The 13853-nt window shown below is 61.0% G+C and carries 14 protein-coding genes; 11 read left to right on the top strand and 3 right to left on the bottom strand.

Annotation, left to right across the window (positions count from 1 at the left end; genetic code table 11):
• Positions 1-78: 78 nt before the first annotated feature.
• The 4 genes from argH (at position 79) to ACHZBF_RS17670 (ending at position 3475) form a co-directional block, all read left to right on the top strand.
• Positions 79-1464 carry an argininosuccinate lyase gene (argH, locus tag ACHZBF_RS17685; RefSeq protein ID WP_321529157.1) on the top strand — a complete coding sequence of 462 codons (1386 nt, stop codon included), beginning with the start codon at positions 79-81 and terminating at the stop codon, positions 1462-1464.
• 429 nt (positions 1465-1893) lie between these two features.
• Entirely contained in the window at positions 1894-2697 is an 804-nt protein-coding gene (locus ACHZBF_RS17680; RefSeq protein ID WP_029134812.1) for an enoyl-CoA hydratase, read from the top strand.
• A gap of 3 nt (positions 2698-2700) precedes the next feature.
• Positions 2701-3111, top strand: coding sequence for an HIT domain-containing protein (locus tag ACHZBF_RS17675; RefSeq protein WP_029134811.1), 411 nt, complete (start codon positions 2701-2703; stop codon positions 3109-3111).
• On the top strand, positions 3104-3475 hold the full coding sequence (locus ACHZBF_RS17670) for a nucleotide pyrophosphohydrolase (RefSeq protein ID WP_029134810.1): 372 nt from the start codon (positions 3104-3106) through the stop codon (positions 3473-3475). The genes ACHZBF_RS17675 and ACHZBF_RS17670 overlap by 8 nt, the downstream gene beginning before the upstream one ends.
• Before the next feature lie 88 nt (positions 3476-3563).
• On the opposite strand, the gene ACHZBF_RS17665 is transcribed toward ACHZBF_RS17670, so the two are convergent.
• The gene (locus tag ACHZBF_RS17665) at positions 3564-3974 is read right to left on the bottom strand and encodes a hypothetical protein (protein ID WP_321529156.1); all 411 of its coding nucleotides are present in this window, start codon (positions 3972-3974) and stop codon (positions 3564-3566) included.
• Positions 3975-4164: 190 nt separating this feature from the next.
• Between ACHZBF_RS17665 and ACHZBF_RS17660 the strand changes: the two genes are divergently transcribed.
• The 6 genes from ACHZBF_RS17660 to xerC all read left to right on the top strand — a co-directional run bounded on the left by ACHZBF_RS17660 (position 4165) and on the right by xerC (position 10638).
• A complete protein-coding gene (locus ACHZBF_RS17660; RefSeq protein WP_029134809.1) occupies positions 4165-4998 on the top strand; it encodes a sensor domain-containing diguanylate cyclase in 834 nt (277 codons plus the stop codon).
• Between the two features lie 10 nt (positions 4999-5008).
• Positions 5009-7861 (top strand): class I adenylate cyclase, encoded by a 2853-nt coding sequence (locus ACHZBF_RS17655; RefSeq protein ID WP_321529155.1) that lies wholly within the window; start codon positions 5009-5011, stop codon positions 7859-7861.
• 200 nt (positions 7862-8061) lie between these two features.
• Positions 8062-8205, top strand: a complete 144-nt coding sequence (gene lptM, locus ACHZBF_RS17650) for an LPS translocon maturation chaperone LptM (RefSeq protein ID WP_084610245.1) — start codon at positions 8062-8064, stop codon at positions 8203-8205.
• An 8-nt stretch (positions 8206-8213) separates the two neighbouring features.
• On the top strand, positions 8214-9044 hold the full coding sequence (gene dapF, locus ACHZBF_RS17645; RefSeq protein ID WP_321529154.1) for a diaminopimelate epimerase: 831 nt from the start codon (positions 8214-8216) through the stop codon (positions 9042-9044).
• Positions 9041-9721, top strand: coding sequence for a DUF484 family protein (locus ACHZBF_RS17640; protein ID WP_029134688.1), 681 nt, complete (start codon positions 9041-9043; stop codon positions 9719-9721). The genes dapF and ACHZBF_RS17640 overlap by 4 nt, the downstream gene beginning before the upstream one ends.
• Positions 9721-10638, top strand: coding sequence for a tyrosine recombinase XerC (gene xerC, locus ACHZBF_RS17635; protein ID WP_037376002.1), 918 nt, complete (start codon positions 9721-9723; stop codon positions 10636-10638). Before ACHZBF_RS17640 ends, xerC begins: the two co-directional genes overlap by 1 nt.
• Positions 10639-10656: 18 nt before the next feature.
• On the opposite strand, the gene ACHZBF_RS17630 is transcribed toward xerC, so the two are convergent.
• Positions 10657-12204, bottom strand: a complete 1548-nt coding sequence (locus tag ACHZBF_RS17630) for a bifunctional GNAT family N-acetyltransferase/carbon-nitrogen hydrolase family protein (RefSeq protein WP_288104942.1) — start codon at positions 12202-12204, stop codon at positions 10657-10659.
• Between the two features lie 149 nt (positions 12205-12353).
• Here ACHZBF_RS17630 and ACHZBF_RS17625 point away from each other — a divergent pair, with 149 nt between their 5' ends.
• Positions 12354-13157 (top strand): ferritin-like domain-containing protein, encoded by an 804-nt coding sequence (locus ACHZBF_RS17625; protein ID WP_321529153.1) that lies wholly within the window; start codon positions 12354-12356, stop codon positions 13155-13157.
• 93 nt (positions 13158-13250) lie between these two features.
• On the opposite strand, the gene ACHZBF_RS17620 is transcribed toward ACHZBF_RS17625, so the two are convergent.
• The gene (locus tag ACHZBF_RS17620; RefSeq protein WP_051302633.1) at positions 13251-13715 is read right to left on the bottom strand and encodes an acyl-CoA thioesterase; all 465 of its coding nucleotides are present in this window, start codon (positions 13713-13715) and stop codon (positions 13251-13253) included.
• Between the last annotated feature and the right edge of the window lie 138 nt (positions 13716-13853).

The raw sequence follows: 13853 nt of genomic DNA, 5'->3' as shown, positions 1-13853 counted from the left end.
AGGCACAAGCCAGTATCTTACACTCTCTTAACGGGCGATCTATCCAATGCTTCACACTCACGCAGGAATATTTATCTCATGAGCGATAAAAAACTCTGGTCCGGCCGCTTCAGCGAACCCACCGACGCCTTTGTCGAGGCTTTCACCGCCTCGGTGGAGTTCGATCAGCGCCTCTACCGCTATGATATCCAGGGCTCCATCGCCCACGCCACCATGCTGGCCAAGTCCGGCATTCTGACCGAGGCCGAGCGTGGCAGCATCATCTCCGGACTGGAGCGGATCCAGGCCCGGATCGAATCCGGTCAGTTCGACTGGTCGGTGGAGCTGGAAGATGTGCACATGAACGTGGAGTCCCACCTAACCCGCGCCATCGGCGATGCCGGTAAGAAGCTGCATACCGGGCGCTCGCGCAATGATCAGGTGGCCACCGATATCCGGCTCTATCTGCGCGATGAAATCGAGATTATCCGCAGCGAGATCCTGCGCCTGCAACAGGCCCTGCTGGATACCGCGGAGCGGGAAGCGGAGACCATCATGCCCGGCTTCACCCACCTGCAGACCGCCCAACCGGTCACCTTCGGCCATCACCTCATGGCCTGGTTCGAGATGCTGGACCGGGATCGGGAACGTCTGGCCGACTGCAACAAGCGGGTCAACGTCATGCCGCTCGGTTCGGCCGCCCTGGCTGGCACCACCTACCCCATCGACCGCCACTACACCGCCCAGCTGCTGGGCTTCGAGCGGCCGAGCGAAAACTCCCTGGACGCAGTCAGCGACCGGGACTTCGCCATCGAGTTCAGTGCCGCCGCGGCCTTGATCATGATGCACCTGTCACGCATGTCGGAAGAGCTGATCATCTGGTCCTCGGCCCAGTTCAATTTTGTCGATCTCTCGGACAGCTTCTGCACCGGCTCCTCTATCATGCCGCAGAAGAAAAACCCCGACGTGCCGGAACTGGTGCGCGGCAAGACCGGCCGTATCTTCGGTCACCTGATCGGTCTGCTGACCCTGATGAAGGGCCAGCCACTGGCCTACAACAAGGACAACCAGGAGGACAAGGAGCCGCTGTTCGACACCGTGGACAACCTGAAGGGCTCGCTCAAGGTGTTTGCCGACATGATCCCGGCCATCACCTGCAAACCCCAGAGCATGCGCGAGGCGGCGATGAAGGGTTTTGCCACCGCCACCGATCTGGCCGACTACCTGGTGCGCAAGGGCACCCCGTTCCGCGACGCCCACGAAGTGGTGGGAAAAGCGGTGGCGCTGGGTGTCAGCAAGGGCTGCGACCTGGCCGATCTCAGCCTGGAGGAGCTGCGGAGTTTCTCCAGCCAGATCGATGACGATGTATTCGAGGTATTGACCCTGGAGGGTTCCGTGGCCGCCCGCAACCATATCGGCGGTACCGCGCCAGCCCAGGTACGGGCGGCCATTGCACGCGCCCGCCAGCGGCTAGCCAGTGAGTAAACGCCTGCTATCGTGGTGGCAGCAAGTAATCCACGAATTCCGCTGTGCTCCATGCGGGCTACCCATGACAGGTAGCCCGTAGGTTGGGGCTAGCGGCGTACAGGCACTACGCTTTCAGAAAATGACCATGCCCGAGCGCCGCGTAACCCAACGGATCCGCAGCCGCCAAACAGTGGGTTAAGGCGCGCGCACGGGGCGCGGCCATATGCATTCCCACGCAGAGCGTGGGAACGAGGAAACAGACGTGCCCACCGTACTCGCCTGCCCAGGTTAACGCCTGGCATGTAGGAGGCCAGCCTCGAGCCGAAATCGCGGCGCCGCGCCGCTCCTACAGGTGGATCGGTCGCTGAAGCGCCACCTGACACCGTCAACCTGCATTTTCCCGCCCGCAGCATGTATAGTTACCCAGTAACCCACAGGAGAGGAGCCATGACACAAACCAACACCACCGCCGCAGACGACGCCTTGGTGCTGCGCGAAGACCGCGACGGCATCGCCTACCTGACGCTGAATCGTCCCAACCAGTTCAACGCCCTCTCGGAAGAACTGCTGGATGCCCTGCAGGCCAATCTGGACGCCATCGCCGAGGACAAAAGCGTGCGCGTGGTGGTGCTGGCCGGCAACGGCCGCGCCTTCTGTGCCGGACATGACCTGAAGCAGATGCGCACCCAGAACGAACGCGCCTACTTCCAGCAGCTGTTCACCCGTTGCGGCCAGGTGATGACCCGTATCAGCAGCCTGCCACAACCGGTGATTGCCCGGGTACACGGCATCGCCACCGCGGCCGGCTGTCAGCTGGTCGCCTCCTGTGATCTGGCAATTGCCGAAGAGGGGTCGCGCTTTGCCGTCTCCGGCATCAATGTGGGCCTGTTCTGTGGCACCCCCAGCGTTCCGCTGTCGCGCAATGTGGGCCGCAAGCAGGCGATGGAGATGCTCTTGACCGGCGGCTTTATACCGGCCCAGCAGGCCGCCGCGCAAGGCCTGATCAACCGCGCCGTGCCGCTGGAACAGCTGGACGCTGAAGTACTGAAACTGGCCCGCACCATCTGCGACAAATCCAGCGCCTCGGTCGCACTCGGCAAGGCGATGTATTACAAGCAGCTTGAGATGGGTGTTGAGCAGGCCTACCAGTTCGCCAGCGAGGCGATGGCGGACAACATGATGTTCGAGGACGTGGGTGAAGGCATCGACGCCTTTACCGAGAAACGCCCGCCCAACTGGCGGGACCGCTAGCCGGTGACGTTCCAACTCCATCCCCGGCTGGCGGCGGACACCCGGCCGATCTGTCACCTGACCCTGTGTGAGGTGCGGTTGATGAACGACCGACGCTTCCCCTGGCTGATCCTGGTTCCCGAACGGCCGGGGGTGACCGAGGTTCACCAGCTGGAGCAGAGCGACCAGCGCTTGCTGACGATCGAGAGCAGCCATGCCGCGCGGGTCCTGGAACAGTGCTATGCGCCGGACAAGATCAATCTGGGCGCCCTGGGCAATCTGGTGCCCCAGCTGCACTGGCATGTGGTAGCAAGACGAAAGGATGATACCTGCTGGCCGGGACCGGTCTGGGGCTGCGGCGAAAGGCTGCCCTACGCGGAGGCCGATCTGCAGCAACGTATCGCCGAACTGCAGGTGTGGTTTACCGATGAATGAAAAGACAACCGACTCGCTGGCCCAACTGAACGCACGACTGCTGGACTTTGCCCGGAAACGTGACTGGGAACAGTTTCATTCGCCCAAGAATCTGGCCATGGCGCTGATCGCCGAGTGCGCCGAGCTGGTGGAGCACTTCCAGTGGTTGAGCGAGGAGCAGAGCCACCAGTTGTCGCCGGAGAAACGGGAACAGGTGGCCCTGGAGATGGCGGATATCCTGATTTACCTGATCCGTACTGCAGAACGGCTGGATATCGACCTGATCGCCGCGGCCCAGCGCAAGATAGCCATCAATGAGTCACGCTATCCCGCTGACAAGGTGTATGGCGATGCCCGCCGGGCTGATGAATACGACGACGAATAGGGCGTAACAGTTTAAACCGACAGGGTATGGTGAGTTTTGTACGGCCGATAACCCGGTGGGCGCATCACCAGATGACTCAGCCGCCCGTTCACCCATCCCGACCCAGCAGCAGCCGGATGCCCCAGCGCCGCCGTGCCCGTTCCCGCAGACCCAACTGAACCTCGGCCTGGCTCGCCACCAGCACGGCCTCCGGAACGCGCTCCCGAATCGCCTCAAACAGGGTCAGTGAGATCCCCTTGCCCTGGCGATGACTGATCCAGAGCAGATTCAGTTTCATGTTCAGATCGGCGAACACCACCCGGTCCGAATGCTGGCTGAACAGCTCCCGAAGCTCCCCATACAGCTGTTCCCGCCGGTGCGGGGCCCAGCGCTTCAACCCTGGAATCAGCAGCATAAAATCAACCAGGTTCTGGCCACCCCGGTCTGCGGTGGGCACCCGCCGCCAAAGCGGATCTCCCGGGTGTAGTTGGGCATCCGGCATGATCTTGCGCGAATCCATCCGGCCTCCTCTGTCAGCGGGAATTCTATTAAAAAAGATAGACTATTCTGAAAGTTGAGTTCTAAAGTTTAAGCATAAACGGACGCACTATAGTGTGTTAACGGGAAATCTTTTTTGTCTCCATCGACAGTCGCTGGAGAGTGGGATGACAGGCCGCCAACCAGAGAATACAGATCGGAGGATCTAAGTTTTGACTCAATCAAGCAGTATTATTTACCAGGCACTGCAGAATGTCCCCTGTGGTGTGTTGATTTTCGATCAGAGTGGCACTATCAACTGGCTCAACCCGGCCCTGGAGAGCATGCTGGGCCTGAAGGCCGATCAACTGGTGGGACAGAATCGGGAGCAGTTTCCCTTCACTACCCATCGCGGGCTGTTCAAGGGCACGGGGCTGATGCACCTGTTCGGTACGGGAGTCGAGCAGGAGCGCTGGCTGCACTGCACTGTTGAAACCCGGGATGGCGCCGAGCCGGCAATTCACACCATTAAATATTTCCAGGACGTAACCGAGCTGATGCGGCTACGGGAGGAGAACCAGCGGCTGAATCAGCAGGTTGAGGAGCTGGCCATTACCGACGAACTGACCGGCCTGGCCAATCGCCAATCCCTCACCCGTACCCTGAATACCCAGGTCGCCCGCAGCCGCCGCTACCAGAATCCACTCAGCCTGGCGGTGATTCATCTGCTCGACAAACGTGACGAAACAGCAATCCCGGATGAGATTATCCTGGAGGTGAGCCGCTATCTGCGCGACCGCCTGCGCTGGGTCGATCTGATTGCCCGTTGGGAGCACAGCCAGTTCATCATCATCCTGCCGGAGACCAGCCTGCAGCACGGCAAGGACCTGATGGACAAGGTGCTGGCCGGCTTTTCCGAGGTGCCGCTTCCCGCCCCGTATGCGGGCGACTCCCTGGAACTGCTATTTGGTCTGGCCGAGTGGCACAAAGGTCAGGATGCCCGTCTGCTGATGAAGCAGGCACTCATTAACCTGGCAGAAAACGAAGCCGCCAGCGGCCAAGCCTGAGGTTTGGGACATGGCCGAGGCAGTGTCATACGAAGACGGCATCGGTCGCCAGCAGCTGTTGACTGTGCGCCGGCGCTTCCTTGGCCTGCACCGTGAGCGGCTGCGGATAATCACCCGGGAGCTGACACCGAACCAGCGCATATTTATCGATCTGTTGCCGTTGCTGTTCCACATCAACCACCCCACACTGCCGGGCTTTGCCGGCAGTGATACACCCATCGGCATTCCCGACTACGCCCCGACCCAGGCGGTGCTGCGACTCGCCCGCAAGCTGAGTCGCAGTTTCGAGTATAAAAAGCGTGCACGCCGCCGCTTTCACATCCAGGCGCTCTACCTGATGGGCAGTATCGGCAGCATTGCCCATACCCGCGGCAGCGATTTCGATATCTGGCTCTGCCACGATCCGGAACTGGACCGAGCCGCGCGCGATCTGTTGCGCCTCAAGGCACGCAAGATCGAGGCCTGGGGCAAAGAGCTGAATCTGGAAGTCCACTTCTTTCTCATGGATGTGGACGCCTTTCGCGGCGGCAAGCTGGACACCCTGTCCCATGAAAGCAGCGGCACCACCCAGCCGCACCTGCTGCTGGAGGAGTTCTATCGCACCGGCGTGCTGCTGGCCGGGCGCTATCCGGTCTGGTGGATGGTCCCGCCCGAAGAGGAGGCGAACTACACCCGGTACGTCAGCATGCTGTTCCACAAGCGCTTTATCGATCCGCTCGACTGCCTCGACTTCGGCAGCCTGGAGGCGATCCCGGTGGAGGAGTTTCTGGGCGCCGCCCACTGGCAGCTGTTCAAGGGGATCGAGTCACCCTACAAGACCATACTCAAACTGTTTCTGACCGAAGCCTACGCCCGGGATTATCCCGACATTCGCTGGCTCTGCCATGAGACCAAACAGGCCATCTACAGTGGCGACTTCGATCTGCGCAAGCTGGATCCCTATGTGCTGATGTACCAGCGGGTCGAACAGTATCTGCTTGGTCGGGGAGAAAAAGAGCGCCTGGAACTGGCGCGGCGCTGTCTCTATTTCAAATCCGAACAGACCCTGAGCCGGGAGCGGTTGCGTCCGCGGGACGACTGGAAGCGGGAGGTGTTGCAGGCACTGACAAAGGACTGGGGCTGGCGCCAGGGTGAACTGGTCAATCTCGACTCACGCCACAGCTGGAAGATCGACCAGGTGATGGATGAGCGCAACAACCTGGTGCGCGAGCTCAGTTACAGCTATCGACTGCTGACCGACTTTGCCCGCGAATACGCTTCCACCGAAGCCATCGATCCGGAAGAGATCAGCCTGCTCGGGCGCAAGCTCTACACCGCCCTGGAGAAGCGCCCGGGAAAGATCGACAGCATCAATCCCGGCATTACCCGCAGCCTCTACGAGGCGCGCATTTCACTTCACTACGCCCGCACCAAGGGCGAGCAATACGCCTGGTTCCTCTACCTGGGCGAGGTGAATGAGCAGGCGGCCCGGGTCACCAGCCCGCTGAAGACCGCCGCCTGTCTCAGCGAGATCCTGGCCTGGTGTCATCTGAATCGGTTAATCAATCTGACGACCATCGTCACCCTGTATCCGCAGGAGAATCCGGTCCGTCAGGCGGAGCTGGGGGCCATACTCGGGGCATTGAGCAATATCTATCAGCCGCATGAGTCCGTACCGGTACCGATGGCACGGCTGAAACAGCCGCCCTATGCCCTCTCCTGCACCCTGTTTCTCAACACCGGCATCGACCCGATGGCCTATCTGGCAAAGGTCGGAAAACAGCTCACCACCGAGCGCAGCGACCCCCTCAGCTTTGGTTCGGCACACAGCTCACTGGTGGAGACGGTGGAACAGCTGATCACCACCAGTTGGGGGGAGACCCTGGTCACCTACCACCAGGGAACCCGGGGACTGCTGGAGTGCCTGTGCCACTATCTGCGCATGGCGCTGCAAGGCAACGCTGCCCAACAGCCACCCCGCGCCACCGCACACTGTTTTAACTCGGTACGCGGCGGCAGCACCGCCAGGCGGGTCGAAAAGCTGTTCAATGATGTGCTGAACTGCTTCAGCGCGGCGGGCAGCGGCCTCAACAGCCGCTATTTGCAACAGATCGAGGATGATTTCTACCTGATCCATTACCAGAATGAAAAGTTCTCCTACTTCCCGATCGCCGGCGAACAGGAGGCGCTGGATATTCTGGCCGAACCCCAGCACAGCTTCCGCCCCACCACCATCGACAGCCTCAGCCTCGCCGCGACCCCGTTGCCCTGTATCATGCGCCTGAACCGGGCCGGCGCGATTCAGGTTTTCTATAGCACCCGGAAAGGCCAGACAGAGCTCTACATCCTGGATGAGCATGGCGCGCTGTTTCATCAACAGATGCAGGAAGCAGATGAACACTATCTGCTGGTGCAGCAGCAGCGCTTTCTCAAGGGGATGCTGCTGCTGCGCAGCCTGAGCCTGCCCGGCGACCAGCCCGCCCACCGCTATCTGCTGGACGCGCCGGAGTTCTACCACCTGCAACGCAACCGGGATGGTGAGTATCTGGCGGAACCGCGCACCCCGCCGCGGCATCGTCTGCCCGACAGCTATATGGAGCTGCGCTTGATCAGCGAAGGCCTGGACCTGAACCAGGCACCCCACCTGCTGGTCTGCGGCGATCGCGAATTCAGCTCGTTGGAGTATGGAGCGGAGCTCTACAGCGTGGTCGCGCAGCATCTGCTGGACCAGCGCATCGGCCACAAGGCCTATCCCATCTACCTGACCAGCCTGGAACTCGCCGGCTTCGGTACGGAGGAGAACGCCACCACCATCCAGCTGCTGAAATTCAAGAAGCGGCTGGAGGGACGACTCAACCAGGCGTTGATGAAACTGTCCCGCTAGCGCAAAACCCGAACCTAACACCTTCCAGCCCGCCCAGGAAACCACTCATTGGGTGCCCCGCGGGCACCGTAGGCGGACATGGCCCACCCTATGTTCGGAACCTCAGTCAACGCCATGGGGCGGCCGCTCGGGAATCCGGTTGGGTTTGGCTCCCGCCAGGGTTACAATGCGGCCTGATAAAAATTTCGGAGCAACACACCATGTTCTGCTGGTCTCGTTATCTTCTCTGGCTTGTCATCCTGGTCCTGGGGACGGGCAGCATGCTCACCGCCTGTGGACAATCAGGTCCGCTCTATCTCCCCGACCCGGCCTCCCAGCAGCAGGAAGAGGCCAAGGATAACTAGTCTCTGTCATGCAATATGCGTTCACCAAAATGCATGGGCTGGGTAACGATTTTGTCGTTTTCGACGCCTTCACCCAGCCGCTGCGGCTGGCCCCTGAACAGTTTCGCCTGATTGGTGACCGCCACTTCGGCATCGGCTGCGATCAGATTCTCCTGGTGGAGCCACCCACCCTCCCGGATACCGACTTCAATTACCGTATTTTCAACGCCGACGGCGATGAGGTGGAGCAGTGTGGCAACGGTGCCCGCTGCTTTGCCCGCTATGTGCGCGACAAGGGCTTGACAGAAAAACAGGAGATCACTGTTGGCACCAAGGCCGGCATTATCAAACTCTTCGTAGAGGCTGATGGCATGGTTCGGGTCAACATGGGGGTCCCGCTCCTGGAACCGGGCCGCATACCCTTTGTGGCCGACCGGCAGGCCGCCGACTACCCGGTCGAGGTGCTGGGTGAAACGATCACCCTGGGGGCAGTTTCCATGGGCAATCCTCATGCAGTGATCGTGGTGGATGATCTGGAAAATGCCCCGCTGGAGCGTATCGGCACCGCCCTGCAGCAGCATCCCCGCTTTCCCCAGCGAGTCAACGTGGGCTTCATGCAGATCCTGTCTGCGGACGCGATTGCCCTGCGTGTTTTCGAGCGCGGCGTGGGCGAGACCCTGGCTTGCGGCACCGGTGCCTGCGCGGCGGTGGTATCGGGGCGGCTGCGCGGACTGCTTAACAAAAGTGTCAAGGTCAGCTTGCCCGGCGGGGCGCTTATGATAGAGTGGGCGGACGAGCAGGCGCCTGTCCTGATGCATGGTCCGGCCGCTTCGGTTTTTGAAGGAAACATCGATCTATGAGTTCACAACCCGAGCCAACCCCGGATTATCCACAAATGGAACAGAACCTGATCGCATTTCTGAATGACCATCCCGATTTTTTTGACCGCAATCCCGACCTGCTGACCAAACTGGAGCTGCCACACAGCAACGGCAGCGCGGTCTCCCTGATTGAACGCCAGGTCGCCGCACTACGCGAACAGGCCGAGCAGAGTCGGCGCAAGCTGGAGGAGTTTGTCGCCATCGCCCGGGAGAATGAGCTGCTGAACGAGCGGCTGCACCACCTCACGGTGAAACTGATCGAGTGCTGCGATTTCGAAGAGGTGATCAACACCCTGCAGGACCTGCTGCATGATGACTTTCGCGCCGAGGCGGTGGAACTGCATCTCTACAGTGCCAGTGAGGTGGAGCAGTCGACCAACCCGGACCTGGACGGCTTCAGGGATTTTCTCGACAGCAACCGGCCACGCTGTGGCAGGCTGCCCAACGGACAGTTGAAATACCTGTTCGGCCCCCAGGCCGAGGATATCGCCTCCACCGCCCTGATCCCGATCAAGGGTGAGGGACTGCTGGGCGTACTGGCCATCGGCAGCCACAGTGAGCACCGCTTCCATCCCGGCATGGGAACCGACTATCTGATCCGACTCGGCGAGATCGTCAGCAAGACCCTCGAGGTGGTGTCGGAACCGGGCAGCTGATGCCACGCCCGGACCCGCTGCAACACGGGCTGCAGGCGTTCCTCTCCCATCTCCGTTTCGAGCGGCGCCTTGCCGCCCACACCCTGAGCAACTACCGGCGTGACCTTGACCGGCTCAGTGGCTGGTGCCGGGATCAGCAGCTGAACGACTGGGACCAGCTGACGCCCCACCAGGTGCGCGCCTTCGTGGCGAAACGCCATCGCAGCGGCATCTCCGGCAAGAGCCTGCAGCGTGAACTCTCCGCCTTGCGCAGCCTGTTTCGGTTCCTGATACGTGAGGGCATGGCCAAGAGCTGTCCCGCCACCGGGATTCGCGCACCGAAATCAGAACGGCACCTCCCTGACACCCTGGATGCCGATCAACTGGGCAGCCTGCTGGACGTGGCGAGCGACGATCCCCTGGAACTGCGGGACCTGGCCATCATGGAGCTGCTCTACTCCTCCGGCCTGCGGCTGGCCGAACTGGTTTCGGTCAATCTGCGGGATATCGATCCGCATGACGCCACCCTGGAGGTGACCGGCAAGGGAGCGAAGAGCCGGCGGGTGCCGGTGGGCGGCAAGGCGCTGGCGGCCATCGACGCCTGGAAACGGGTACGGAGCAGTCTGGCCAAGGCAGACGAAGCGGCCCTGTTCGTCAGCCAGCGGGGTACCCGACTGCAGCCCCGCGCCATCCAGCAGCGCCTGCGGCAGTGGGCGCTGAAACAGGGTTGCCGGCAGAACCTTCATCCGCACATGCTGCGCCACTCCTTTGCCAGCCATCTGCTGGAGTCCTCCAGCGACCTGCGGGCGGTGCAGGAACTGCTGGGACATGCCGACATCAGCACCACCCAGATCTACACCCATCTCGATTTCCAGCACCTGGCCCAGGTCTATGACAGCGCCCACCCACGGGCCCGCAGAAAAAAGCACGACCCCTGAGCCGCTTGCGCCCTCCGGTCACTCGTCGACCGGTAGCGGCTTGTCCAGACCCAGCCGGTAGAGATCCAGCCGGCGATCCTTGAGATTGGTCACCGAGCCTTCGGTACTCAACAGCTTGAGCTTTTCCAGATCCACATCGGCAAACAGGATCATCTCCGCATTCGGCGTCGCCTCGGCAATGGTCGCATCGTGGGGGAAATAGACATCGGACGGGGAAAACACCGCCGACTGGGCATACTGGATCGCCACATTATCCACCCGGGGCAGATTACCGACACTGCCGCCGATCGCCACGTAGCACTCATTTTCAATGGCCCGTGCCTGGGAACAGATACGCACCCGCAGATAGCCGTTCTTGGTGTCGGTCCAGAACGGCACAAAGATGATCTGCACCCCCTGGTCGGCCAGCAGGCGGGCCAGCTCGGGAAACTCGACGTCATAACAGGTGAGGATGCCGACCTTGCCCGCGTCGGTATCAAACACCGACACGTCGCCGCCGCCGTCGATCACCCAGTCACGCTTCTCATGGGGGGTGATGTGTATCTTGTGCTGGGCGTCCACCCTGCCGTCCCGGTGCAGCAGATAGGCCACATTGCAGAGCCGGTCACCCTCCATCAGCGGCATGCTGCCGGCGATGATATTGATGTTGTAGCTGACCGCCATCTGGGAGAAGCGGTTCTTGATCTGCTCGGTAAAACCGGCCAGAAAGCGGATCGCCTCCACCGAATTCTTATCCCGGGCCAGTCCCATCAACGGGGCGCTGAAAAACTCCGGAAACAGGGCGAAATCGGACTGGTAGTCGGACAGGGAGTCGACAAAAAACTCGGCCTGGCTCAGCAGGTCCTCGAGCGAAATCACCGCCCGCATCTGCCACTGCACAATACCGATACGCACAATCGCCTTCTCCGCCCCGTGCGTGAAATCCCCATCCTCCTCGAACAGAATATTGTTCCACTCCAGCAGGGTGGCGAAGCCCTTCGATTTGGTATCCTGGGGCAGATAACCATGCATCAGCCGTTTGACATCAAAGTCATTGGCCAGCTGGAAAGAGAGGATCGGATCGTGCAGCTCGCGGCGTTTCACCTTGTCGATATACTCGGCGACCGTATACTCCCCGGCGTGGTTTTTATAGCCGGGTATGCGACCACCCGCCAGGATCGCCTTCAGGTTCAGGGCGCGGCACAACTCCTTGCGCGCGTCATACAGGCGCCGACCGAGACGAAAATCACGATAATCGGGATGCACAAACACATCCAGGCCATACAGGGCATCACCCTTTTCATTGTGCCGCGCGATGTGCTGGTCGCTGACCAGATCCCGGTATTTGTGCACGAAGGAGTAGCGATGGTAGTCGACCTTGATGGTCAGGGCAGCGGCGACAATCTTCCCCTTGTCCTCAATGCAGATCTGGCCATCCGGAAAGGACTTGATCAGCGCCTGGATAGTCTCCTTCGGCCAGGCTCCGCCGATGTCCGCATAGACCAGGTCCATCAACTCGGCAACCTGGGAATAATCCTCCTGCGCAATAACGCGTAAAATCAGGTGGGTCTCATTATTTTCACGCATGTTTTTTCCATCCCGGTAGCAACCGCTTGAATCTATGCCTCCAGTATATGCCAGTTCATCTGTCTGGCGGCAGTCACACCCGTTACAATAGTGGCTCGCGGTCAACGGAAGATCACCCGCGACCAGCAACCAACACCCGGGAGTCCGGCTTGACCAATCTCTTCGCCGCCGCCAAACACTGCTTTCTGCTCGCCGATCCGGATGAGAAGCTGGACGCCTCGCTGGCCCTGGTCGCCGATTGGCGGGCGGGCAAGCTCTGCTGGGATGCCGATGACGAGCCCGAGCAGTTCATGCTGCCTGGCCGCCTGGAGCGGCCGCTACTGGTGCCGCCCCAGCAGGTCAGCAAGCGAGGCTTCGGCTCACTCACCCGGCGCGCCGCCCTGATTCACGCCCTGGCCCATATCGAGCTGACCGCGGTCAATCTGGCCTGGGACACCATCTACCGCTACCGCGGCCTGCCCCGCGAATATTACGAGGACTGGCTGCAGTGCGCCGGCGAGGAGAGTGAGCACTTCCTCGCGCTGCGCGGCCAGCTGCGCGCCATGGGGTTCGACTACGGCGATTTCAGCGCCCATGACGAGCTGTGGGGCAGCGCCGTGGAGACCGCCCATGACCTGATGGACCGCATGGGGATTGTGCACCGGGTGTTCGAAGCGCGGGCGCTGGATGTGATTCCCGGCACCCTGGAGAAGTTTCGTGAGCTGGGGGATTCGAAAACCGCGGCCATTCTCACCCGCATCGCCAATGACGAGATCGGCCACGTCAGCGCCGGCACCCGCTGGTTCCGCTACCGCTGCGAACAGCAGGGACTGGACCCGGACGATACCTTTTTCAAGCTATTGCAGCGCTATCTCGGCCATATTCCGCGTGGCCCGTTCAATCATGAAGCGCGCCGCCAGTGCGGCTTCAGTGACAATGAGCTGGCCCGGCTGGAGGCAGGGGGTGGGATTTAGTGTATTTGTCGGATTACGCTGCGCTAATCCGACCTACAGGCCTGCTGTAGGTCGCGTTAGCCCGAAGGGCGTAACCCGACCACCGGTGCTGATTCACTCCGGGTAATAGATCCGCTCGAAGAAGGCGCGATACTCCGCCGGTACCGGCTGACTCTTCAACTTATCGGCATCGATACAGGTGGTGGTGGTGCGGGCATCGACACAGAGCCGCTCATCCACAAAGATCCGGTAGTGCAGCCCCAGGGAGCTGCGCCCCAGCTTGAAACAGGAGACCCGGATCTCCGGGCGTTCGCCGAAGCGCAGCGGCTGGCGGAAATCCACCTCGGTATGCACCATGGGAAAGGCGATGCGCAGATCCTGGATCAGGTAGAAATAGCGCACCCCGATATACTCCTCCCAGAGATCCTCAAACGCCTCGTGGATGAAGTTGTGGATACGCGGGAAATAGGCAATCCCCGCCGGGTCCACATGGCTGAAACGGACCAGTCGTTTGGTCACAAAGACCGGTCCTTCACCATCGCCCACCGGGCGTATCTGCAGGGCATCGTCTCTCTTCATAGTGCTTTACTCGCTGATTTCACAAATTTCTCGGTAATGTGGCTTATTCGCCGGGTCTTACGATACCAAACAGTAGATCGTGTCAGCCGAAGGCGTAACCCGACAACCGGGGCTGACTACCGCGCGACTGGACACAAC

This window comes from Sedimenticola selenatireducens (assembly GCF_963675335.2).
GTDB lineage: Bacteria > Pseudomonadota > Gammaproteobacteria > Chromatiales > Chromatiaceae > Sedimenticola > Sedimenticola selenatireducens.
The sequence above is the reverse complement of the archived record's forward strand: the minus strand, read 5'-3'. Positions and strand labels throughout refer to the sequence as shown.